The organism is Paenibacillus sp. CF384 (assembly GCF_900106745.1).
Classification (GTDB): Bacteria; Bacillota; Bacilli; order Paenibacillales; family Paenibacillaceae; genus Paenibacillus_Z.
This window is the reverse complement of record NZ_FNNV01000007.1, coordinates 236,084-258,555: the sequence shown is the minus strand read 5'-3', so window position 1 is coordinate 258,555 and position 22,472 is coordinate 236,084. Positions and strand designations below refer to the sequence as shown.

Here is a 22,472-nt window from a genome sequence, read left to right as displayed (position 1 = left end):
AGAATAGAAGGAGATTGCTAAGCGACAGGCGGTGTAGCGATGCACGGAAAAATATTAGTCGTAGATGATGAACAACCGATTGCGGACATTATAAAATTCAACCTCGAGAAGGAAGGCTATCAAGTCATTTGCGCCTTCGACGGTGGTGAAGCGGTAAGGCTCGCGTTCGAAGAGCTGCCGGATTTAATATTGCTTGATTTGATGCTGCCCGTGAAGGATGGCATGGACGTGTGCCGAGAAGTACGCGCGCGTCTGCAAACGCCGATTATTATGCTGACAGCCAAAGATACCGAGCTGGATAAGGTGCTTGGCCTTGAGCTTGGGGCGGACGATTATGTAACGAAGCCGTTCAGTACACGTGAGCTGCTTGCCCGAGTGAAAGCGCATTTGCGGCGTCAGAAGAATGATGCTTCTTCGTCTGCGGCTGCTTCGGCAGGCAACGGCGCTTCGGCGGCTGCTGAGGACAAGCAGGGGCTGGGGATTTTCAACCTGTTTATCGATACCGATATGTATGTCGTCTATAAAGACAATGAACCGCTCGATCTGACTCATCGTGAGTATGAGCTCGTTTATTATTTGGCCCGCAACTGCGGGAAGGTGATGACGCGCGAGCATTTGCTGCAGGCCGTATGGGGATTTGAGTATTTCGGCGATGTCCGTACCGTGGATGTTACGATTCGGAGACTTCGGGAAAAGATCGAGGATGATCCAAGCCGGCCGGAATATATTCTGACCCGTCGTGGACTCGGTTACTTGATGCGTAATCCGAAATCCGGAGGGTTCGGGTACGGATGAACGGGATACGGTTTTTCCGAACCATTCAAGTTAAACTGATTATTATTTATGTGCTGCTGATTCTCATTGCGATGCAGCTGATCGGCGTCTATTTCATCAGTACGATGAAGACCTCGCTGACAACGACATTTACGAACAACATGAACGAGCAGGCAAATCTGCTATCGAAATTATCGGCGCAAACGCTGTCTAACCGGTTGGACAAGACAGGTACCTCCGAAGAGAACTCGACGGAAGAATATCTCAGGGTGCTCGTCAGCAGTTTGTTCAGCATTAGTGAAGCTGAAATTCAAATCTTGGATGCGAGCGGGAAGGTGCTGGCCACCTCGATGCAGTCGCACCAGTCCTATATCGGCAAGAAGAATACGTCGCTGGCTGTCAGCCGTGCGCTGCAGGGGATTCGCGATAACGAAGAGGAAATTATCGATGAGGACGGTTTGCGCAAGAAGATTATCGCCAAGCCGATTGTAGACGGGGAGAAAACGGTAGGCGCGATTTATCTGGTCGCATCGATGAAGGAGCTCTATTCGACGGTTGATCGGATTAACCGCATCTTCATGTCCGGGATGCTCTTTGCGCTTGGATTGACAGGCGTTCTTGGCATTCTGCTCGCCCATACGATTACGAATCCGATTAAAGCACTGACCCGCCAGGCTGCGGCCGTTGCGGAAGGCCGGTTCGATCAGCAGGTACCTGTACTCGGCAATGACGAGATCGGCCGACTAAGCGAAGTGTTTAACGATATGACGATGCGCTTGCGCGATGCTCTATCGGCAACGGAAGAAGAGAAAGAGAAGATTTCTTCGATTCTGGCCAATATGAGCGACGGGGTTGTGGCCGCCGATGAACGCGGCGTTGTTATTATTACGAATCGGCGCGCTCAGGAAATGCTGCGCCGGGATGATTGCGAAGGCATTCGCCTGACCGACTTGTTCGGTATGGACGAAGCGCAGCTTACGGGATTGCAGAAGGGGAATGAGCCGTCGGCTATTCTCTATCACCTGGAGACCGAAGGTGATGAGGAAGAGCTGATGCGCGTGACGCTGACGCCGATTCATCGCCGAGATCAAGGCATAAGCGGTACGATTGCGGTGCTGCAGGATGTCACGGAGCAGGAGCGGCTTGAGCAATCGCGGCGCGAGTTCGTAGCGAATGTATCGCATGAGCTGCGTACACCGCTCACGACAATTAAGAGTTATGCGGAGGCGCTTGACGATGGCGCGATGGATGAGCGAGAGCTTGGTCAGCGATTCGTCGGCGTTATCCGCAATGAGACAGAGCGGATGATTCGTCTCGTTACGGACCTCTTGCATCTCTCGCGTCTGGATTCCAATCAAGCTCCCTTGCGGCGGCAGCAGACGAATGTGCCGGATATGCTGGAGGAAGTGGCTGACCGGTTCTCCTTCCAACTGCGGAAGAAGACGATTAAGGCGTCGGTTCGCGTAGAAGATGCAATCACGTCCATCTGGCTCGATCGTGACCAGATTGATCAAGTGCTTGATAATCTCGTTTCAAACGCGATTAAATATACGCTCGACGGTGGACGCATTGAGATTATGGCACGCCGACTTGAGCCGGCATCTATTGCAATTAGCGTGAAGGATACCGGAATCGGTATCCCGAAACGGGATCTTGGCCGAATCTTCGATCGGTTCTATCGGGTCGACAAAGCACGCTCGCGCAACATGGGCGGTACCGGTCTGGGCTTGTCCATTGCCCGGGAAATTGTGAAGGCACATGGCGGCTCCATTGCGCTTGATTCCGAGCTTAATGAAGGCACGACGGTAACGGTCATCCTGCCTGTGCAGGTCGGCGGAGGTGAGAGCGCATGATGGACAAGCTGAAGACCGCGTTGCTCACAGCGCTCGTTATTCTCAGTCTGATTCAAAGTTATATGCTTGCATACAGCATGCCCGGCCTCGGTGTAACCAAGGCACCGCAGCAGGATTACGTACCGGCCGAGCCTATGGGTCAAGAGGAGAAGATCGAGAACGTTATTTTTCCGGAAGACATGGTGCTGCATCTGGGCAAAGGGAAACATACGCTTCTGTACCCAGCCTCGAATTTCTATAACTTGATCTTCGGCAAGATCAAGAGCCGTGAGTTTAAAGGCTTCCAGCGGAGCGTGGCAGTCGTTGTCGATTGGGATGAAATTCGCAATCGCGATGAGGGGCTTGAACTGCGGTTCGGGCGCGGCGTTCCCGTTGAACTGTTAAGCAAAGTATTGAAGCTGGAAGGCGATGCGACATTTATGGATGATGTCGTCAACCGGATCTGGATTTATAAAAGCAGTGATCGGGATGAAATCCGAACGTATTTCTTCAGCAGCGATAACTTGACTGTCTATGAGTCGGTGAAAGCCGATTTAACGGCGCAAGACGTACAGATGTATGTCGGTTACGGCGAGTATCAGACGAACTACAGGAAAGTCGGCGATGATCTCTATACGCCGGATGGACCTGTGGAGTCGATGCAGCAGATTGTGGGTTATGATACGTATTCAACGGAGCAGATGCAGCGGTATTTGTTCGTTGATCCCGGCGTTACGCGGGTAATCAGCGACCAAGGCGGGTCGCAGATCTATACAGATGGCAAACGCGGGCTGCAGGTGGAGCAGAATGGACGATGGATCAGCTTTACGGACCCTGTATCGGTACAAGGTCAAGACGATAACGAGAGTCAGAACGTCTATGCGGCCATTCAGTTCATTAACAAGCATGGCGGCTGGGATGGGATGCATCGCTTCATGCATGCGGGTACATTCGAGAGTGTGCAGGTGCTGCGATTCCAGCAGTATTATGGCTCGTATCCGATTATCCCGCAGGAGCCATTCATGTTCGGCAGCATGAGGCTGCGGTTGCAGCAAGGTGTCGTTTCGGAGTATGAACGCTCGCTGCTCACCCTGCAGAAGAAAGCGCAACAGCGGGATATCCGCTGGCTGCCTGGCGGCGACATGCTGGAGAATGCATTTAAGAATTACAAGCGCAGATTGGAAGTAACTGCGATCTACCCTGCGCTGCTGGCTATATCAACCGAGAAGAATGTGATGAAGCTAGAGCCTATCTGGGCTGTTCGTCTCGTGGATGGCACCCAAGAGAACCTGCTTCAAGCGATTCCCGGCGGTTACAAGCCGAAGCCGGGTGAGCCGGGCGGTGCGCCGCTACAGAAGACGAGCAATACCGGCGGTGCCAGCGGCGGATTGAATGAACCGGTTGATAATGCCGCTTCGAGCGGTATTGCACAGCTGAGTGGCGGACCCATATCCGGACATATCAGCAGCTTAATCAGTCTTGAAGGCACGAAAGCAAGCGATGGACAAGGTGGAAGTGAAGTGGGAGCGGATGCTGCCGGTGAAGTCACGGACGCAAGCGCAGGAATCGGCAGCGCCGTCCCCGCGGATGATGATATAGCAGGGATGCCAGGTGCTGCAGATAATAAGGCTAGCGGTGGAGGGAATGCGAGTATTGTCGGCAATCATGTCGGCAGTTCTACGGAGAAACCCTAAGCGAGCTAGGATCGTATCGATAGCTTATTCGGATCGTAGTTGAGGAGATGAAGGAATGGACTGGGGCAGGGCGAAAAGTGTGTTGATTTTTGCATTTTTGCTGCTGAATCTCGTGCTTGGGTACCAGCTCTGGTCTAATATCCGGGAGGGGCTGCGGACTAGCGCGGATGTGAGTGATCTGCGGCCGGAAACGCAGGCGCTTATGGAAGAGAAGAAGATTAAGCTTGGCACAAGCATTCCTTCGGAAACCCCTGAGCTGCGGGATTTGACCTACCGGATCCAAACCAAGCTCGGCAAAGCTGAGCGGCATGAACTGAAGAAACCGGTAGACAGTAAAGTCGTCTTCGAGGAGAAAGAGCTGCAAGCGAGCCTGGGAGGCATCATTCCGGAGCTTGAGAATTATGCGCTTGGAACGGTTCATGAGGATGAGTTCATTCTGTACCGGATGGTTGAAGGGCGACCGATGTTCGATGCTAAGCTTGAGCTCTATTACGACTACAGGAATCAGAAAATTACGGCGTACAGGCAGGACCTTGTCGAGCTGCTGCCGCCACAGAATTCGACTTCACAGTCGGTTTTGTCGGCTACTAAAGTGGTGACAAGCTTAATTGAGAATCAGCTGCAGAACGGGGCCGTCATTGGGGAGATCAAGCTGGGCTATCACGGACAGATTTTTGACTCCAATACACAGGTTTCGGCGCCGACTTGGCGCGTGCTGCTGGAAGATGGCGGTCAGTACTATATGAATGCGATCAGCGGGGAAGTCGTGACGGAATAAGTGTGGTTTCGCAGTGCCTCGTCGAAACTTCGGCGGGTTTGGGGAGCAGGGGAAAGGGCAGGTTTAGAGGAAGTATGGGACTTCGATTTACGGTACTTGGGAGCGGTTCGACAGGAAATGCCACGATTGTGCAGTGCGAAGATGCTACCGTGCTTATAGATGCAGGTTTAAGTGCGAAGAAGCTCGAGGAGCTCATGCGGGAGCGAGGTGTCGCCGGTCATGAAATCGATGCGATTCTCGTTACGCATGAGCATTCCGATCATATAAAAGGGCTTGGTGCGTTTGCTAGGAAGCACAATGTGCCAATCTATGCGAATGAAGCGACATGGGGGGCACTTGAGCGCCATGTCGGAACCCTGACAAGCGAACAGCGTGTCATTATGGAAACAGGTGAAACCGCGAAGTTTGGCGCCATGCGGACGACATCGTATGCGATTTCGCATGATGCGGCCGAGCCGGTGGGGTATGTTTTCCAAGATGATGATGTAAAGCTGAGTCTGGCCACAGACCTTGGCTATGTCAGCGATAAAGTAAGACGGATGATAGAAGATTCCGATGTGCTAGTGCTAGAGTCGAATCATGATGTCAACATGCTGCGTATGGGACGTTACCCGTGGAATATTAAGCGGCGTATCCTAAGCGATATCGGACATTTATCCAATGAAGCGGCCGGGGAAGCGTTATGCCAGCTGATGACGGATCGCACGAAGCGGGTTTATCTGGCGCATCTGAGCTTGGACCACAATTTGATGGACCTGGCTAAGCTGACGGTAAACGGCATTTTGGAGAACAACGGCTTCTTCTTCAAACGGGATGAGCATCCAATACGAGAAACGTACCATGACCGGCCTACGGCATGGGATGAAGTGCGCCGACGATAAGCTCGTCCAGCTCGGAATCGAGCGAAGTGATTTTGCGTTCAAGCTCGTCTTGGGTGATAATGCCCTTATCCAAGAGCAGCTCTGTCATCGCGCTGAGGGTTAGCAGGGTGCGGTAATGATCCTCTTTGAGGTCGGCAAGCTTGGCCACCAGAGTAAGATGGTCAAGGGCTGCGGAACTTCTAGGTTTCATGGGATTCGCTCCTTCATCTATTCGTTTATTAACAAGTAACGGGCGGCAGCAGCCGTTTCTTCCAGAAATATAAGAAAGTATAAGTTACACCTTATACAAACTTATATTTCACCGGAATGAAACGCGCCACGCCGCCAAGAGCACGGCGATAGCCGTTTCACCTTGTCCTATTATTATTGTAGACCGTTCTACCGATATCATTCCTAGATTCGTAAAATAATGGTCTTGATGTCAGGGTGACATCGAGAGGAGCGATTATAGATGAGCTTGTTTGATGATGATTTCTATTCAACACGTGTATCGCGTCGAATTCGGTCAACGGGCCGTGACGTTTCGTTTAGTAAGCGCCCCGGGAGAGGCATCCGCTGGACGCCTGTGCGTGTGGCTGTAGCTTCTTCGATGGTTAGTGCGCTGGCTGCCGTGCTGGTGTTTGGTATGTTTACAGGTTTTGACCGCGGCGAGAGTTCCGTATCGGCTGTGGCAGGCGTGACGAATGTGGGATTGAGCAATGATCCGCTTGAGAAGACGATTTCGGCCGCGGCGAAGATGCGCCCGGCTGTCGTAAGTATTATTAATGAGCAGGCCCAGCCTGAAAACGATGCACCTGGCGGTTCATCAGACGGCGGTGCCGGGATTGATGGCGGAGATGACTCTGCTCCGCTGCAGCAGGCAGCTTTGGGCTCTGGGTTTATTTTCGAGAAGGTCAAAGGCAAAGCGCATATCATTACGAACAATCACGTGATTGAAGATGCGGTTGCGGTAAAAGCGGTGCTGAGCAATGGCGAGACACGGAATGCTAAGGTTGTCGGTACGGACGCGATTACGGATCTGGCTGTGCTGGAAATCGATGCGGACGGCATTGATGCGGTAGCGGAGTTCGGGGAATCCGAAGGCTTGCGCGCCGGTCAATGGGTTATGGCAATCGGGAATCCGCTTGGACTCAGCGATTCATTGACGATGGGCATCGTGAGCAAGACGAAACGGATTATTCCGGTGTCGCTTAGCCAAGACGGCAACTACGACTGGGAACAGGAAGTTATTCAAATTGACGCATCCATTAACCAGGGCAACAGCGGCGGTCCGCTGATTGATCTGGACGGCAACGTGGTCGGCATCAATAGCATGAAGATTGCGGAGTACGGAGTGGAAGGCGTCGGTTTTGCGATTCCTTCGCATATTGCGATGCCGATTGTGCAAAGCTTGCTGGAGTATGGCAAAGTGAAGCGTCCTTACTTAGGCGTGTATACGATGGATCTGGGCTTGTACATGGCGCAACAGTCGGCTGTCGCTCAAGGTAATGGCGATGCTGATGGCAGTGCAGGCGGCGCGGATCAAGAGCAGTCAACGGAAGGTTCTGATTCCGGGGATGGTGCTGCTGTGGGCGGAGAAGACGAGGGCGTGATGCTACCGCAAGGCGATCTGAAGCTGCCGGACGATGTGAAGCAGGGCGTAATCGTGCTGCAGGCGGTCGGTCCGGCGGAGGAAGCGGGTCTTGCGTTCAACGATGTCATCGTGAAGCTGGACAATGAGTCGATCAGCAGCACGATGGAACTGCGCAAATATTTGTACGGCAAGAAGACGATCGGCGATGAGATTGAAGTGACCTTCTACCGTGACGGGAAGAAGCAAACGACAACGTTTAAGCTGGCGGAGAAGACGGAAGAATAACGGTATAGTCGCGATGCGGATCAGCTCGTGCAGGCTCGGAAGTGCGGGCTTGCGTTACGACGAGCTGATCTCTTTGCGTGGATATGGGGTAATAACCGGGCATTAGGCGGAGAAGCGGGAAAGAACAAGGCATAGGGCCGAGAATCGGGGAAGAACAACAAGATAGGAACCGAGTAAGTATAGGACAAGGGCGTAATTGGATACAGACTACAATTGGGGGATTTGGCAGATGTATTGTGTGTGTAAAGAGCATGTGGAGCTGGCGATTGATAAATTTGTGGATGAATACGAGGATGCACCGGATATCGTGGATTTGGTGACGACGAAGTTCACGGAATGGGAAGCGCCAGCCACTTGTGAGCTGTGCGATCACATTGCCGAGTATTTGGTGGTGTAGCCGGTGCATATTCAAATCGCTGCTGTTGGGAAGCTGAAAGAAAAATATCTCGTGCTCGGCATCGCCGAATACGCGAAGCGTCTTGGCCCGTACGTGAAGCTCACGCTCACGGAAGTGCCGGACGAGCGGGCGCCCGAGACGATGAGCGCCGCCGAGGAAGCCATTGTTCGCGAGCGCGAGGGTGAGCGCTTGCTCGCGGTTATTAAGCCAGACGCGCATGTTGTCGCGCTGGCGCTGGACGGGGAGCTATGGTCGAGCGAGGACCTCGCGGGCCAGCTCGATCATTTAGCCACGTATGGGCGAAGCCACGTGGCTTTTGTTATTGGCGGGAGCAACGGCCTCGCGCCCGCCGTGCTGAAGCGCGCCCAGCAGAAGCTCAGCTTCGGGCGCATGACCTTGCCGCACCAGCTCATGCGGTTGGTGCTGCTGGAGCAGGTGTACCGAGCGGTGAAGATTAACCGCGGTGAAACGTATCACAAGTAGTGGTAAAGCAGAGAATTCAATTTCCTGTCTTATCATCGGACATCTGAAGATGATAGTAACATATCTTATCAAGCAGAGGGGCACTATGCCTCTCTTTTTTTATTGACTTTTTTTAAAAGTGAGCTAGGATTCAGAAAACTTACTTACAAATACATTGCTGAAGGAGGTGAGAAGTGAGCAAGGATATTAAAGCAAATAAGTATGGAATGTATCTGAAAAAGGATGTGATTATCAGCGAAAAGCCAATTTATGATTTTACAAATGAAGTAGAACCAGACATAGAAGCTATTGATATGTGCACATTAGCTGAAATAAAAAATCTAGCTAAGATTAATTTATCAGAAGAACAAAAAGAACAGTTAGTTATAGTTGGTTTTTTAAGTTTACCTGGCTTTAGGGGCTACGCTGCACTGTATAGTTTAACGCAAGTGCTTAAGATGATTTAAGCTGAAACCTATATGTGTTTTTAGTTGTTTGCGTCCGTATAAATTGGGACGCCTTAAACAACTTAAAAACACTATATTGTTTCCGGATTTGAAGCCGGCATATTCTAATAGCCGGCTACGGTCAGATTTTTACCGAAGAAGTTTTTAATTTAAAGTGGTGTGGTAATTTGAAATCAGGAATTGAGAAGTGGCTTGAACGGTTTGAAAGCGAAAAGAAACCTAGCATATTTAAAATAAGCATTGATAGATTAACTTTACTGGGGCACTGGGATTATAAAGGCGATGAAAAGTTTGCTCGATTATGTAAATCTCTAAACCATGACATCAGAATTATTAAAGGAGATGGAACTAGAACACCGGCAGGTTTTATTTTTGAGAATAGATGTTACTTTGAAGTTTTGGATAGCAATAATTTTAAGGACGCTCGTCCATTTCGTTTAGATTTTAATCCTAATAAACTAACTGCAAAAGAAGAAAGATATTTAAAGAAAGAAATACTGCCATTATTACGCTTTGTTTCTGCAAGCCGAATAGATTTGGCTTTTGACATAGAACTTAATCTAGAAGCGCATCAGTTTATTGAGGAAAATAACCCTAAAAAGCGAATGTACATAAGAGGAAGAGGTTTGGAGCTTCAGACGTTGAACATTGGTTCTGATGAATCCGAATACAAGGTAACAATATACAACAAACTTTTGGAACGAAAAGCAAAGTTAATCAAGAACCCATTAGACGTTTCAACGGAAGAGAAGGATTACCTCGAAACAAAGAAGCATTGGTGGCGTATAGAATTTAAGCTTAAAGGGCAGGCAGCATCAGTGGATAGAAGTTTTAACGCTTTTTCTGAGAATAACGTATTCCGTGGATTAAAAGTATATAAGCCTGACTACAAAGCCGCAGATGATATGAGAACGCGAGCTATGGTGTATTATTTATTAAATCATGAAGATGAATGGGGTAATTTGAGTTGGGAGAGTAAGAAAAAATATAAGGAGTATATTGAGGCATTTTCGGATTATGATTTAGTCGACTATCTTAAGGATTGTTATCTTCGGCAGTGCGATATGTTAAAAGGACAGTATATTGACTATGTCCTTTCGGATTCAAGCAAAAACAGGAAAGCAAGATAACTCTTGCTTTCCTGTTTTTTATTCATTAGTTTCCGTAATCGAATGAACAAAGACAGTATACCCGTTGTCTTTTTTCGATAAAGAAAATGAGGCTACGACTTTTGATTTTTCTGGAATATCTTTTGCGAGATGCTGATTCCCAAGGAACTGATATCTTTCCCAGTTCCCTAAATCCACAAATGTGTATATAGCAAATTTCTCATTTTTAGTAGCTCTGCATGATACAAAGACCATGTCATTGGTGTAGAACATAAATTTCAACTCCTTTATCGAACATAAAATAACCCATTTTTTTGAAAAGTCAATAATTGTAGCTAACTAATGTGTAATGTGATGCAACACAAATAGCCCAAACTACTCCCGGAGCGGTTCCAAAAATTCCCCTGGCCCCCGAAATGTAATTTAAGCTATAACAAATAATCTCGCGAATAATGTAAGCGAGCTCGCTTTAGTGTATCAATTCAGTAAATGCCAGCATGTACTATAGACAGTTAGATTATATCTAAATTAACGGGCCATGTTTTCAAAACGACGATTTATTTTTTTAAATTCCAAAATAGCTTTTCTCCAGGTATCAAGTCAAGGCAAGCGGAGCGGTTCATTTACTTGGAGAGGCGGACATTGTAGGCTGTCCTGCCGTCAGACCCTAAGCGTAGCGAACCAAGGGGGATGGCGGCTGGGATGACTAACAATGTCCAGCAGAGGCTCCATGTCAATGATGCCCTGTTTTATCTCAAACATCAATTTCAGATAAAGTAGTCCTACTTTATCTTCCGAATCATACTATATAAGGAAAATTACAAGGGTGGTGGAAGGGTATGAATAATGACTTAATGGATGAGTGTAAACTCCTGATTAGCACGTTAGGAAGTCAAATTAATGAGAATGAAATAAGAATATTTATGCTACGGCTATCTGAATTAGGGGCAAAGTATAATCTTACTTTTGATGAGATTCTACAATTGTATTTAAACTTCCCAGAATAGAGGAATTGATTTTACCATAAAAATGTAAAATATTTTATTGCCTATATCAATGCCCAAGCAGTATGAAATTATTTTCATAGAATAGAGCATGTCCTCTAAGAAAGTGAGGTGAGACGCCATGCCTTATACTACTGGTCCAGTAACGAATACTAGAGACTTTGGTACAGCTTCAACTAATATCGTTATAAGCACAAGAAATCTAGATATGACAAACCCAGCAACAATAATCGCAGAGATTTTTGCTTCTGTTGACTCCAGTATTTTCTATACCGCATACCATCTCTCGTATGTAGTTCCCCCCAACTCTTATGATGTAAGGGAGTTTTTTATTGCAGGAAATGTTACCTACGAGGTACAGCTTAATACAATGAATGTTAGCCCACCTGATGTAATACTGGCTGTTACTGGTCTTAACGAATTCGGAAACCTAGTCGAGGAACAACTCTTTAATCAGAATGAGCTTATACTCATTTCTGCAATGAGTCCTCCAATGGTCTAACCTTTACTGCGTGGCTGCCGGTTCCCGGCAGCTTATTTTTTATTTGTACAAGAAGGAAGTAAAAGATTATATCAGAAAAGTATAGGCAGATGTTAAAAAAAAGTTTTTTTAAAAATAAATAAAGAAAATGCCCAAAAGCAAATTTTAAAATAATATATTGATTACTGTAAGGAACAAGTGAACAGGCGCCGTTCCCTTTTCTTTAACAACAAGTAATAGCAAGGGGAACAACAACGATGATGATTACAGAAGAATATCAAACCACAAAAGAACTTAATGATGGGCGGCCAGCTGGAGAGGATTCCGTGCTCGTGAGCATGAATTTGCTGCAATCGGAGTTACCGAGTCAGTTCACGCTTGGGGTTAAACTGACTGTGGCCGGGGTTGAACAGCCATTTCACTTTGACGTACCGGTGGAAATCAATGCCGAACCGGTTGTGATTGAGAAGCCCAAAATGCCAGATACACTCGCGCAGCGCGGATTTGTTGTGGACAAGGTTGTCGTGACACCTGTGACGACACAGGTATTCTTCCATCTTCGACCCAAGACCGAGGATACAGCAAACACATTTGTGCATCCGGATGACTTCGATATGTCGGCAACGCGTGATGAGCAGGGGCGCGTCTATCAGATACTCGGCGGTCAGGGCGATCAGGTGACAGAGTTGGGCAGTAAGCAATATTATATTTTCGAGCCTGTCAGTCCGGAAGCGAAGGCCCTCAAGCTTACCTATAATGTCGCAGGCGGCCCGGACGGCAAGCCGTACTCGATAGAAATGGAGGTACCGTTGCCGGATCGTCAGCGGTAATTGCCTTTCCCACCGTTAGCGTTCAGAAAGGAAGGTCTTGTATTGAGAACAAACAAAAAAACCACGGATGTGGTTTTTTTTTTTGTTTCATTTGACATATTCAGGCGATTGCTTGTGGCACACTTAATATTAAGTTAGCGAAGAGGCCATCCGCAAAAGGAAGGCCCTAGAACTTGCCGTTACAGACAGCGCGGTGAGCCCATAAGTAGGGCAAAAAATTAAACCCCTAAAGCCTTACGGGCTTGTGATTATTAAATGAAGATACTTAATGGAGTGCACTACACCTGGTCTCATTTTTTAAACACCGTCGTGTTGACTGATAATACTGAGTCTGTCATCTCTTCTAAAATTAGGTTATAGTTGGAAGAATTAATTGTGAGGAGAGATACAGATGTCGAACATAAAGGCAATTGTATTAGACTTAGACGGAACATTGCTAGGCAGTGACAAATCCATATCAAATCGAAATTATGAGACGGTTAAAAAGTGTTATGATTCTGGGATTCATATTATTGTTGCCACCGCGCGACCGCCTAGAGCAGCTAATCAATTTGTGAACAATTTTCCTTTTGCAGACTATTTGGTTTATTACAATGGTGCTCTAACAATATGCAAGTCAAAGCAAACTCAGGGGCACATTAGTATCCCTATGGAGATTAGCCAACAGATCAACGAATTCATCGAGTTACATGCACCACATTCGATAATTAATTACGAGGTTAATGACTCATGCTATACGCGTACACCAATTCCTGACTCGCAACTTAGTCATTTCGGTATCCGTTCCAATGACCCTAAACCCCTGGTTGCGGATAAGGATTTTCTTAGTTCATTATCCCCAACCAAAATATTGGTTCATGGTTACAGCACATGGATGGATGTTATCGAGCAATTCGGTGATTATGTGAACGTAATCGCAACGGATGGAGGAGTATTGGTTCAAATCATGCAGAAATCAGCTTCAAAAGAAAAAGCCGTACAATGGGTGCTTGATGAGATCGGGGTGAAGTCAGAAAATGTGATGGTATTCGGCGATGACTTTAACGATTTAGGACTATTTCAAATGTGCGGATTTCCTGTAGCAATGGAGAACGCGATAATTGAACTGAAAAATTGTGCAGCCCACGTAACCGAATCAAATGATAACGATGGTGTTGCTGTTGCTCTAGATAGATTAGTGGTGAAATCACTTACTGATGACTCTAACGTAAGGGGAGAGTAGTATGAATCCAATTCAAATGATATTATTTGACCTAGATGATACACGTTTACACTTTGACGCCAATTTTTTTGAAAGGGGAGGTTATTACGTTGAACCACCTGCTACTGGCAGACGATGATCCAAATATTAGAGCGCTGGTGCGTTACGTCATGACCCGTGAAGGATATAGCGTGCATGAAGCTCGCGACGGGGCCGAGGCGGTAAAGGTTATGGAACGTTCAACGATAGATATCGCGATCATAGATGTGATGATGCCGCATATGGACGGGTTTGAGTTGTGTGAGCATATCCGGCAGCATTACGACATCCCGATTATTTTGCTCACTGCCAAGGACCAGCTATCAGATAAAGAACAAGGCTATCTAAAAGGAACGGATGACTACGTGACCAAGCCATTCGAGCCGGAAGAGCTGCTCTTCCGGGTTAAGGCGCTGTTCCGCCGCTATAACCGGGCGGCGAATGACATCATTCGAATGCATCGTATTACCATAGATCGCAAAAACGTTGAAGTGAACGACGGTCAATCTATTATTTTACTGCCGATGAAAGAATTTGAGCTGCTGGCTCAGCTGGCCCAGTACCCAGGGCGTCTATTTTCCCGTGACGAGTTGATCCGTCTCGTATGGGGTCAGGGTTATGAAGGAGACGACAACACGGTTAATGTACATATCAACAGACTACGCCAGCGTTTTGCCGATTACGCGGATGATTTTGTTATTCAGACGGTTCGAGGCATCGGCTACAAAATTGCGGTGAGGGCCAAATGAAAAGTCTGTACTCTCGCGTGTTTATGATCATATTAGCTGTTATCTTAGCCAGCAGTGTGTTGGGATTCATCGCTTCTAATATTTATTACCATATAAAGCTCAAACCGTTTAACGATGAGAAGCTTGTATCCATTGCCGAGCATATGAAAAACTTTATTGAATCTGATCCGGAGGGTATGGAGCGATATCTTGGTAATGCGGCCGCTTTAGGGTACGAGATCTATGTGACGGATGGGCAAGAAGAGTCTCGTTTCTATGGGAGAACCTTTCGGGAGCAGAATCTAGACAAGCAAGACATCAGGATCGTTCTTGGAGGTGGCATCTACCACGGCGTGGCGCAGTTTCCCAATAAGCCGTTCATCACGGGCTTCTTCGATAACCGCTTAAGCAATACGGTAGGCGTGCCCATCCAAGCATCGGGAAAGACTTACGCTCTGTTCATGCGACCGGATGTACTGCTGCAGTTCGGAGAGCTTCGTACCTTCTTTGCATTAGTCGGATTGCTAACCATCATCATCAGCATAGTATTCTTCTTGGCGAGCACTCGCTATATTGTCAATCCAATTACGAGGTTAACCGAAGCGACCAAACGTCTTGCACAAGGAAACTACAATCTTCGTCTAACGACGGGAAGACGTGATGAAATTGGTCAGCTAGCTGAGCATTTTATGACGATGAGCCGGGAACTGGAGAGGGTGGATCTGGCACGCCAGCAATTCGTATCCAATGTATCGCATGAAATCCAATCGCCGCTTACCTCCATTCAAGGATTTGCTAAGGTATTAGCGCAAGGGGATTTGCCGGAAGAAGAACGCCAACAATACGCTTCAATTGTTGAGGCTGAAAGCCGCCACCTCTCCATGCTGAGCAAACAGCTGTTGCTGCTCTCTACGCTAGAACAAGGAGAAGAGGCGCTGAACAAGAAGCACTTCTCCTTACGCGGCCATATCCGTCAAGGCGTGGAAATGTTGCAATGGCAGCTGGAGGGGAAGGAATTATTACTAAAGCTATCCGTCCCGGAATCCATTTCGGTTTATGGCGATGAAGTGCTTCTGATGCAAGTATGGACAAACTTGCTGAGCAATGCGGTAAACCATATTCCATTGGGCCGAAGCATCGAAGTGCGTGCGGAGGAAATGCAGTCGCGTATCCAGGTGGTTATTTCGGATAATGGAGAAGGAATTGCTTCCGAGCATTTACCCTTTCTATTCGATCGGTTCTACCGTGTCGATCGCGCTCGGGAACGTACTTCGGGTCGAACAGGCTTGGGGCTGGCCATTGTGAAGAGAATTGTGCAGCTGCACGAGGGAACGATCGAAGTGAGCAGCGTGCAAGGGGCAGGCACCAGCTTTACGGTGACGATTCCCAAATTGTAATTTGTTATTTATGCGCCATTTATATTCGCTTCCTAAACTGGAGACATCCAAGAGGAGGGAAGCAACATGTATCTGGCCATTCGAGAAATGAGGTTCGCTAAAGTCCGCTATTCGCTGATCGCGATTATTATGCTGCTTGTCACTTTCCTGGTTCTATTCGTTACCGGGCTTGCGAGTGGGCTCGCCTATGATAACGCGGCATCGATTCAAAATATGGACGCTACGCATTTTATTATGGAGAAAGATTCGAATCATCGCTTCACCCGGTCACGTCTAGGCGAACAAGTACGGATACAAGCGGGCATAATTACAGGACAAGAGAACGTGCAGCCGCTTGGCGTCAAGATGACTACCATGACGGCGGAGGGAACAACCGGGAAGCTAGACGTGACGCTTCTTGGCATGAATCCGGCGGGCTGGCTGATGCCCAAGGTGACCGAAGGCGAGCCTATCACATCGGGTGCGACTGGACGTGTACTTGTAGATCGCAAACTGAAGGATTCAGGGATTGGCCTCGGTACTTTTCTAGTAGATCAGGCTTCAGGTTTGAAATGGACGGTTAGCGGGTTTGTCAGCCATGAATCTTACAGCCATTCGCCGGCGGTATTTCTGAATGAGCACGACTGGCAGCAGCTTCAGCTAGAGACAGCAGCGCGAACCGAGACAGGAGAATCCGGAGACGGCAAGAGCTATAATGCGATAGCCGTAAAGGCGAATAAGCACCAAGCAAAGCAGCTTGCTGCAGCCTTACCGGACTCAGAGATCGTTACCAAACCACAAGCCGTTTCCGCCATTCCAGGTTACAAGGAGGAGCAGGGCTCGCTTTGGATGATGATTATCTTCTTGTTTCTCATTTCTTCCTTTGTCTTAGCCGTGTTCTTCTATGTCATCACTATTCAGAAGAGCAGTCAATTTGGTGTTTTGAAGGCGATTGGAACACCAACTGTTTACCTTGTGCGAAGCGTGTCCCTTCAAGTGTTGCTGTTATCGACAGGGAGTTTAATTATCAGCATACTGCTTATCCAAGTAATGAAAGCTCTCTTGCCTGGCGGAATGCCGTTTCTGCTTCAACCCTCCACATTGGCGTTTACTAGCGGTGCGTTTATTGTGATGTCGCTTGCCGGATCACTGCTTTCCGTTTGGAAAGTAACCAGAATTGACGCCGTGGATGCGATAGGGAGGAGTGCAGCATGAGACACAGACTTATTCTGGACAATATTACGCATACCTTCGAGGATGGCGGTATGCAGCGAACGGTACTCGATCACTTGAATTTGCAAGTTTCGGAAGGGGAACTTGTTGCAGTTATGGGGCCTTCGGGATCCGGCAAGAGCACGTTTCTATCGATTGCCGGCGCACTCCTTGAGCCTACGAGCGGTGGAGTATTGCTGGATGGAGAGGCAATAGCCGGTAAACAGAAGCAGGCGCTGTCCGAGATACGGCTGAACAAGATTGGATTTATTTTTCAAAGTGCCAACTTGATTCCATACTTGAAGGTGGAAGAACAGTTGATGCTGGTCGCAAAGTTAGGGAACATGAACAAAGTGAAGGCGAATGAACGCATCAAGAAGCTGCTTCATAAGCTGGGTTTAGACCACCGTAGAAGTGCTTATCCTCACAGATTATCAGGTGGTGAGCGTCAGCGCGTCTCAATCGCAAGAGCACTCATGAATGATCCGGCCGTGCTAATGGCGGACGAGCCGACGGCGAGTCTAGATGCCTCAAGAGGAATGGACATCGTACGGATGATTGCCAGAGAGGCAAAGGAACGGGGTAAGAGCGGAATTATGGTTACGCACGACGAACGGGTACTGCCGCTGTGTGATCGTATTCTTTATTTAGAGAATGGACGACTAATTGACAATAAACATAAGTAGGGCATTCGGTAGATGGGGTATACTTGTTAGAAAGCATACTAAACAAAGAATCCTAGATAGATGGAGATGTGAAATGAGTAAAGGCAGAGTATGGAACAGAGGTAAGCACAATGGTAGAGGCCTACCTTCTCGTAAAGAAAAGAAGGGACCTGATAATCCGAGTGGCAATAACGCAGGGGGCCAGGAATTAGAGCCATCCGGGCTAACGGTGAACGATACTCCATCTCGCGCAAATACAGTGAAATTAATGAATAGGGAAAATTGGGTTAGTCGTGTCACGCCAGCGAAACGCGAAGAATTGGATAAGAACAACCGTAAGTGATGAGGCGATCCATAGCTTCCGGTTTATTCGTGTCATGAAAGGGCCACCCCGCATAGGGTGGCCCTTAATTTTGCCGTTTTAATGTATGAAAGATTTAGCAAAGAGCAAGAGCTCAATAAAAAGTATCATTTTTTGATACATTTAATAAATAGAATTAATTGTGTAGGAAATAAATCCTTAAGGAGAGATGGAAATGCCCTATACTGTTGATTTCAAAAATGTGTCTACGGTTGGTTTAGAGTCTTCCCCTGTAGCAGATGCACTTGCAGGTTTACGTGCGAATGAAGCTCGTTACTTCATGAACAAATACAAGCAAGAATTTACGGTTGTACCCGCTAGCGAAAGCAAAGAGACTTTGGATTATGTGAATCGCATTTTGAAAGAAGAACGTGGTATTGCGTTTGCAGCCAAGCCGTTGCAAACGACGCGTCTTCGAGTGGAGAATATAGACTGGACATTTGTCTTTTACGAGGATGGTCTAGCGGTAAACGTCCTGTATACGGTTGATGATGCTAAGAAGCGGGCCGTAGGTTTTAAGCTTTCTCAAGGAATGGAAGTACCAAAGGAGCTAGAAGAGAAGAAGTTTAAGTTTGCTAGACAGAAGTCTAGCTTAGCTGGGACAATTCGAGGCACGTTTTTTGTCATTAAAGGCGAATATTAATGTAATAGCAAAATCAAAAGGGAGCTGCCGCGGGCAGCTCCTTTCGTCTCAATTGGTGGATTCCACTGGTGCATTTATTGTAATCCGGGATGTACTCGTGGGCATTCATTTTCCTCCTCAAACATTCTTTCTCTCTAAACATTCAGCGATAGACTGTTAATTCCTGCCAATAAACGAAAAGCTGGAAATCGGGAATTGGTCCAATCCACTTATTTTCGCTGATGCCCCCATTAAGCTGATAGGTTTGTTTTTTTTCATTGACACAACGCTAACATGCCTATACAATTATCGATATTGATAATCGTTATCAATACCAATATTTGATAGTGGTTACGGAATAAATAAAAAAGGGATGGTTTTAGACATGCAAGCTAAACGCAAGATATCGGTAAAGGCACTAATTTTCTCTGCTATTATAGTGGTTCTGCTCGTTGGCTGCTCCAATAACGGGAACAACAATACTGCGTCCAACGCCAACGTTCAACCTTCGAACGAAGCTGCTTCTACGGAAACACCAGCTGCATCCGAAGAAACGGAGTCAACTTCCGAAAGCGAATGGCCGCGAACGATTACGGATGATTTAGGGCATACCGTTACTTTTGAGAAGGCTCCTGAACGAATCATCCCGGCTTATTTCGGACACATAGAAACACTTATAGCGCTTGGGGTGCCGCCGGTTGCAGCAACAAGAGCAAAGTCGTTTGTTATGACGAGAGAAGCGCTTAGGCCGATGGCAGATAAATTGAACATCATCGAAATAGGCGACTCACAAGACTTTGAGCAAATGATGGAAGTCACTCCGGATCTAATCGTAGCAACAGCTAATGATAGTGCGGATTATGAAGCCTACAATAAGGTTGCACCCACACTGATATTTGACTCTAAAACTTGGCAAGATGTTCTAACCGACTATGCTAAGGTCCTGGGCAAAGAGAAAGAAGCTGCGAAAATCATCGAGGATCTCGAAAGCTTAATTGCGGATTCCCGTGAAAAGTTGACTCCATACATGGACAAAACGTCTGTTGTTATGGCCGACCAGGGGAATAATACCTTTGGCCTTATCGGATCCGGTCCTACTGATCGAACTCCATGGTTTGATAAGACGGTGGGCTTTGGCTTGACTCCACCGAAAGGTTATCCTGCGGAATATGCCCAGATATCACTAGAAGGATTGGCTGAACTAGATCCGGATTACATTTTCTTAGATAATATTGATGGTGCGGAGAAAGACAATTATACGCCTACCTGGCTTATGCCTGGTACAGCGGACACTACAATATGGAAGAATCTGAAGGCTGTAAAAGCTAATCAAGTGTTTAATCTTCCTCCTGGCTCCATGTCAGGTGCACCGCTAAGCCAGAAACTAGCTATCGAAAAAGTGGTAGAAAGCATTGTTAAATAGAGAATAAAACCGCATAAGAAATCGGGCCGACTCTACCAGTCTCCCGATTTTTTATGTTATATCCAGTAGAATGAGGGCGTTCACTATGGTTACTGAATCCGTTGCTACATCTTCCATCATTCATAAAAAAAACGGAATGACGACTTTACTTATTATGCTTGGCGGGAGTATCGCCCTGCTCATTTTGATGGCATTTTCTGTTGCAATGGGAGCCAAAAGTATTCCACTTTCCATGATCTGGGAAGCCATTTTCAACCTTGACCGCAACAACATGTCACACATGATCATTGTAGACCTACGCATCCCCCGAGTGCTTGCCAGCGCTCTGGTCGGCGCAGCTTTTGCAGTTTCAGGCGCAGTCATGCAAGGCATAACGCGCAATCCCATGGCTGATTCCGGCCTTCTGGGTCTTAATGCCGGCGCTGGCTTGGCTTTGGCCGTTTGTTTCGCGTTTTTTCCGCAGATTGGATACAGTTATATTATTGTTTTTTCCTTTATCGGTGCAACAATCGCCTACTTATTGGTTAACGGAATCGCAATGTTTCGCCGTAGTTCCGCAACGCCCATGCGTATCGTGCTGGCAGGCGCAGCTGTCGCTGCTTTGTTTTCCGCGCTAAGCCAAGGTATTGCGCTTTATAACAAAGTGTCGCAGAACATCATGTTTTGGATGGCGGGCGGGGTTGCTGGTTGCACGTGGGAACAGGTTATTCTCATGTCTCCTTGGATAGGCTTAGCATTAATTAGTGCGATTGTCCTTTCCCGGTATATATCGCTCCTCAATCTGGGAGAAGATGTTGCAAGAGGATTGGGCTTAAATACAAGGCTTATAAGCCTGCTATGCTCACTGACTGTACTGGTGTTAGCCGGAACTTCGGTAGCAGCCGTAGGCGCGGTCGGTTTCGTGGGTTTGGTCGTACCCCACGTAACAAGAGCTCTGGTTGGCGTTGATTACCGCTCGATTATACCCGCATCGGCCGTATTAGGAGCAATCCTGATGGTGAGCGCGGATTTGGGTGCGCGGATGTTAAACCCGCCGTTGGAAACACCTGTCGGTGTGTTGACTGCGTTGATTGGCATTCCGTTCTTCCTATATTTAGCGCGTAGGCAAAGGAGGGCGGTGTAATGAATGATCTGATCAAGATGCATCAAGCGCATAATAAAAAGGTGGCGTTTCGAAATACAGCGATCGTTCTCATGTGTGCGTGTGCACTTACAGTTTCCTTTATTGTGAGTATGAATACCGGTCACGCCAAGCTCACTGCGCTTGATACTCTACGCACTTTATTCGGAGGAGGAACGGAGAGGGAACATGTAATCTTATTTGATTTCCGGTTGCCTCGAATAACCTTATCCATATTAGTAGGTGCCGGGCTTGCTTTATCTGGATGTACAATTCAGGGAGTAACAAAAAACGCGTTGGCGGATCCTGGACTGCTTGGTATTTCGGCAGGCGCAGGGCTTATGGTGATTCTATTTACCATGTTTGTTGGCACAGGAACCCTCTTGTCTATATTTACGCTGCCTTTTCTAGCCTTAGTAGGCGCAGGGTTGACGGCCATTATGGTATACGTCTTGGCTTACAAAAAAACAGATGGCGTTGCGCCTATGCGATTGATATTAACAGGAATTGCAGTGCAGGCGGGAATCTCTGCCCTGACCACGGTTCTTGTCATCAAGCTAAGCGAAGAACAGTTCGACTTTGTAGCCGTGTGGCAAGCAGGGAATATATGGGGCGGTAATTGGAAATTCGTGCTGGCGCTGCTCCCGTGGCTCCTCATCTTGATTCCTTACTTGGTTTACAACTCGAGAAAACTAGATGTACTCAGCATGAGCGAAGACACGGCGTACAGCTTAGGTGTTGCGGTTGTGAAACAGCACAGAAAATTGTTATTGGTTTCTGTGGCTTTGGCGGCGTCCTGCGTGTCCGTCAGCGGAAGTATAGGCTTCGTGGGGCTGATTGCGCCTCACCTTGCCAGACGGTTAGTAGGCTCCAGACATATTATCCTGTTACCCGTGTGCGCGCTGGTTGGGGCAGTGCTTGTGTCTGTTGCGGATACTTTATCCAGGGTTATTCTACCGCCTGCCGGTATCCCCACAGGAATAATTGTGGCCATTATTGGAGCGCCATATTTTCTATATCTCTTAGCTACTGCAAAAGAGCGTTAATAGATGAGCGTTTTATCGGCATGGATTGGTATCGGATAAATGTAGAAAACCCGCACAGGGCCCTGTGCGGGTTTTTGCTGTATTTACGAATCGGCCATCCTACCATCACCTA

General features: G+C 47.5%; 22 protein-coding genes. 21 read left to right on the top strand and 1 reads right to left on the bottom strand.

Going from position 1 to position 22,472, the window contains the following annotated elements:
- Positions 1-39 precede the first annotated feature (39 nt).
- The 5 genes from yycF to BLW29_RS14280 all read left to right on the top strand — a co-directional run bounded on the left by yycF (position 40) and on the right by BLW29_RS14280 (position 5,959).
- Positions 40-795 (top strand): response regulator YycF, encoded by a 756-nt coding sequence (gene yycF, locus BLW29_RS14300; RefSeq protein WP_090980589.1) that lies wholly within the window; start codon positions 40-42, stop codon positions 793-795.
- Positions 792-2,627, top strand: a complete 1,836-nt coding sequence (gene walK / locus BLW29_RS14295) for a cell wall metabolism sensor histidine kinase WalK (protein WP_090980587.1) — start codon at positions 792-794, stop codon at positions 2,625-2,627. Before yycF ends, walK begins: the two co-directional genes overlap by 4 nt.
- A complete protein-coding gene (locus BLW29_RS14290) occupies positions 2,624-4,300 on the top strand; it encodes a YycH family regulatory protein (protein ID WP_090980585.1) in 1,677 nt (558 codons plus the stop codon). Before walK ends, BLW29_RS14290 begins: the two co-directional genes overlap by 4 nt.
- Positions 4,301-4,355: 55 nt before the next feature.
- Positions 4,356-5,078: a two-component system regulatory protein YycI gene (gene yycI, locus BLW29_RS14285; RefSeq protein ID WP_090980583.1), complete on the top strand. Its 723-nt coding sequence runs from the start codon at positions 4,356-4,358 to the stop codon at positions 5,076-5,078.
- 74 nt (positions 5,079-5,152) lie between these two features.
- Positions 5,153-5,959, top strand: coding sequence for an MBL fold metallo-hydrolase (locus BLW29_RS14280; RefSeq protein ID WP_090980581.1), 807 nt, complete (start codon positions 5,153-5,155; stop codon positions 5,957-5,959).
- Here the strand turns inward: BLW29_RS14280 and BLW29_RS14275 are convergent.
- Positions 5,928-6,149: a hypothetical protein gene (locus BLW29_RS14275; RefSeq protein ID WP_090980579.1), complete on the bottom strand. Its 222-nt coding sequence runs from the start codon at positions 6,147-6,149 to the stop codon at positions 5,928-5,930. The genes BLW29_RS14280 and BLW29_RS14275 overlap by 32 nt on opposite strands.
- 261 nt (positions 6,150-6,410) lie before the next feature.
- On the opposite strand from BLW29_RS14275, the gene BLW29_RS14270 reads away from it, so the two are divergent.
- From BLW29_RS14270 to BLW29_RS14185, 16 genes are all read left to right on the top strand, one after another.
- A complete protein-coding gene (locus BLW29_RS14270; RefSeq protein WP_090980577.1) occupies positions 6,411-7,817 on the top strand; it encodes a S1C family serine protease in 1,407 nt (468 codons plus the stop codon).
- Between the two features lie 229 nt (positions 7,818-8,046).
- Entirely contained in the window at positions 8,047-8,214 is a 168-nt protein-coding gene (locus BLW29_RS14265) for a CxxH/CxxC protein (RefSeq protein ID WP_090980575.1), read from the top strand.
- A gap of 3 nt (positions 8,215-8,217) precedes the next feature.
- The gene (gene rlmH / locus BLW29_RS14260; RefSeq protein ID WP_090980573.1) at positions 8,218-8,697 is read left to right on the top strand and encodes a 23S rRNA (pseudouridine(1915)-N(3))-methyltransferase RlmH; all 480 of its coding nucleotides are present in this window, start codon (positions 8,218-8,220) and stop codon (positions 8,695-8,697) included.
- A 173-nt stretch (positions 8,698-8,870) separates the two neighbouring features.
- Positions 8,871-9,143, top strand: a complete 273-nt coding sequence (locus BLW29_RS14255; protein WP_090980572.1) for a hypothetical protein — start codon at positions 8,871-8,873, stop codon at positions 9,141-9,143.
- 167 nt (positions 9,144-9,310) lie between these two features.
- Positions 9,311-10,273, top strand: a complete 963-nt coding sequence (locus tag BLW29_RS14250) for a hypothetical protein (protein ID WP_090980570.1) — start codon at positions 9,311-9,313, stop codon at positions 10,271-10,273.
- Between the two features lie 1,104 nt (positions 10,274-11,377).
- Complete coding sequence (locus BLW29_RS14240) at positions 11,378-11,758, top strand: hypothetical protein (protein ID WP_090980566.1); 381 nt, start codon at positions 11,378-11,380, stop codon at positions 11,756-11,758.
- Positions 11,759-12,075: 317 nt separating this feature from the next.
- Positions 12,076-12,567, top strand: coding sequence for a DUF5643 domain-containing protein (locus tag BLW29_RS14235; RefSeq protein ID WP_256208622.1), 492 nt, complete (start codon positions 12,076-12,078; stop codon positions 12,565-12,567).
- Positions 12,568-12,958: 391 nt separating this feature from the next.
- Positions 12,959-13,789 (top strand): Cof-type HAD-IIB family hydrolase, encoded by an 831-nt coding sequence (locus BLW29_RS14230; protein ID WP_090980562.1) that lies wholly within the window; start codon positions 12,959-12,961, stop codon positions 13,787-13,789.
- 83 nt (positions 13,790-13,872) lie between these two features.
- Complete coding sequence (locus BLW29_RS14225; RefSeq protein ID WP_218147105.1) at positions 13,873-14,556, top strand: response regulator transcription factor; 684 nt, start codon at positions 13,873-13,875, stop codon at positions 14,554-14,556.
- The gene (locus tag BLW29_RS14220) at positions 14,553-15,932 is read left to right on the top strand and encodes a sensor histidine kinase (RefSeq protein WP_090980558.1); all 1,380 of its coding nucleotides are present in this window, start codon (positions 14,553-14,555) and stop codon (positions 15,930-15,932) included. The genes BLW29_RS14225 and BLW29_RS14220 overlap by 4 nt, the downstream gene beginning before the upstream one ends.
- Positions 15,933-15,998: 66 nt before the next feature.
- On the top strand, positions 15,999-17,126 hold the full coding sequence (locus tag BLW29_RS14215) for an ABC transporter permease (protein ID WP_090980556.1): 1,128 nt from the start codon (positions 15,999-16,001) through the stop codon (positions 17,124-17,126).
- Positions 17,123-17,809, top strand: a complete 687-nt coding sequence (locus BLW29_RS14210) for an ABC transporter ATP-binding protein (RefSeq protein WP_090980554.1) — start codon at positions 17,123-17,125, stop codon at positions 17,807-17,809. The genes BLW29_RS14215 and BLW29_RS14210 overlap by 4 nt, the downstream gene beginning before the upstream one ends.
- 515 nt (positions 17,810-18,324) lie before the next feature.
- Complete coding sequence (locus tag BLW29_RS14200) at positions 18,325-18,792, top strand: phage tail protein (RefSeq protein WP_090980550.1); 468 nt, start codon at positions 18,325-18,327, stop codon at positions 18,790-18,792.
- 364 nt (positions 18,793-19,156) lie between these two features.
- Positions 19,157-20,194, top strand: a complete 1,038-nt coding sequence (locus BLW29_RS14195; protein ID WP_177186630.1) for an ABC transporter substrate-binding protein — start codon at positions 19,157-19,159, stop codon at positions 20,192-20,194.
- Between the two features lie 85 nt (positions 20,195-20,279).
- A complete protein-coding gene (locus BLW29_RS14190; protein ID WP_090980546.1) occupies positions 20,280-21,317 on the top strand; it encodes a FecCD family ABC transporter permease in 1,038 nt (345 codons plus the stop codon).
- A complete protein-coding gene (locus BLW29_RS14185) occupies positions 21,317-22,360 on the top strand; it encodes a FecCD family ABC transporter permease (protein ID WP_090980544.1) in 1,044 nt (347 codons plus the stop codon). The genes BLW29_RS14190 and BLW29_RS14185 overlap by 1 nt, the downstream gene beginning before the upstream one ends.
- Positions 22,361-22,472 lie beyond the last annotated feature (112 nt).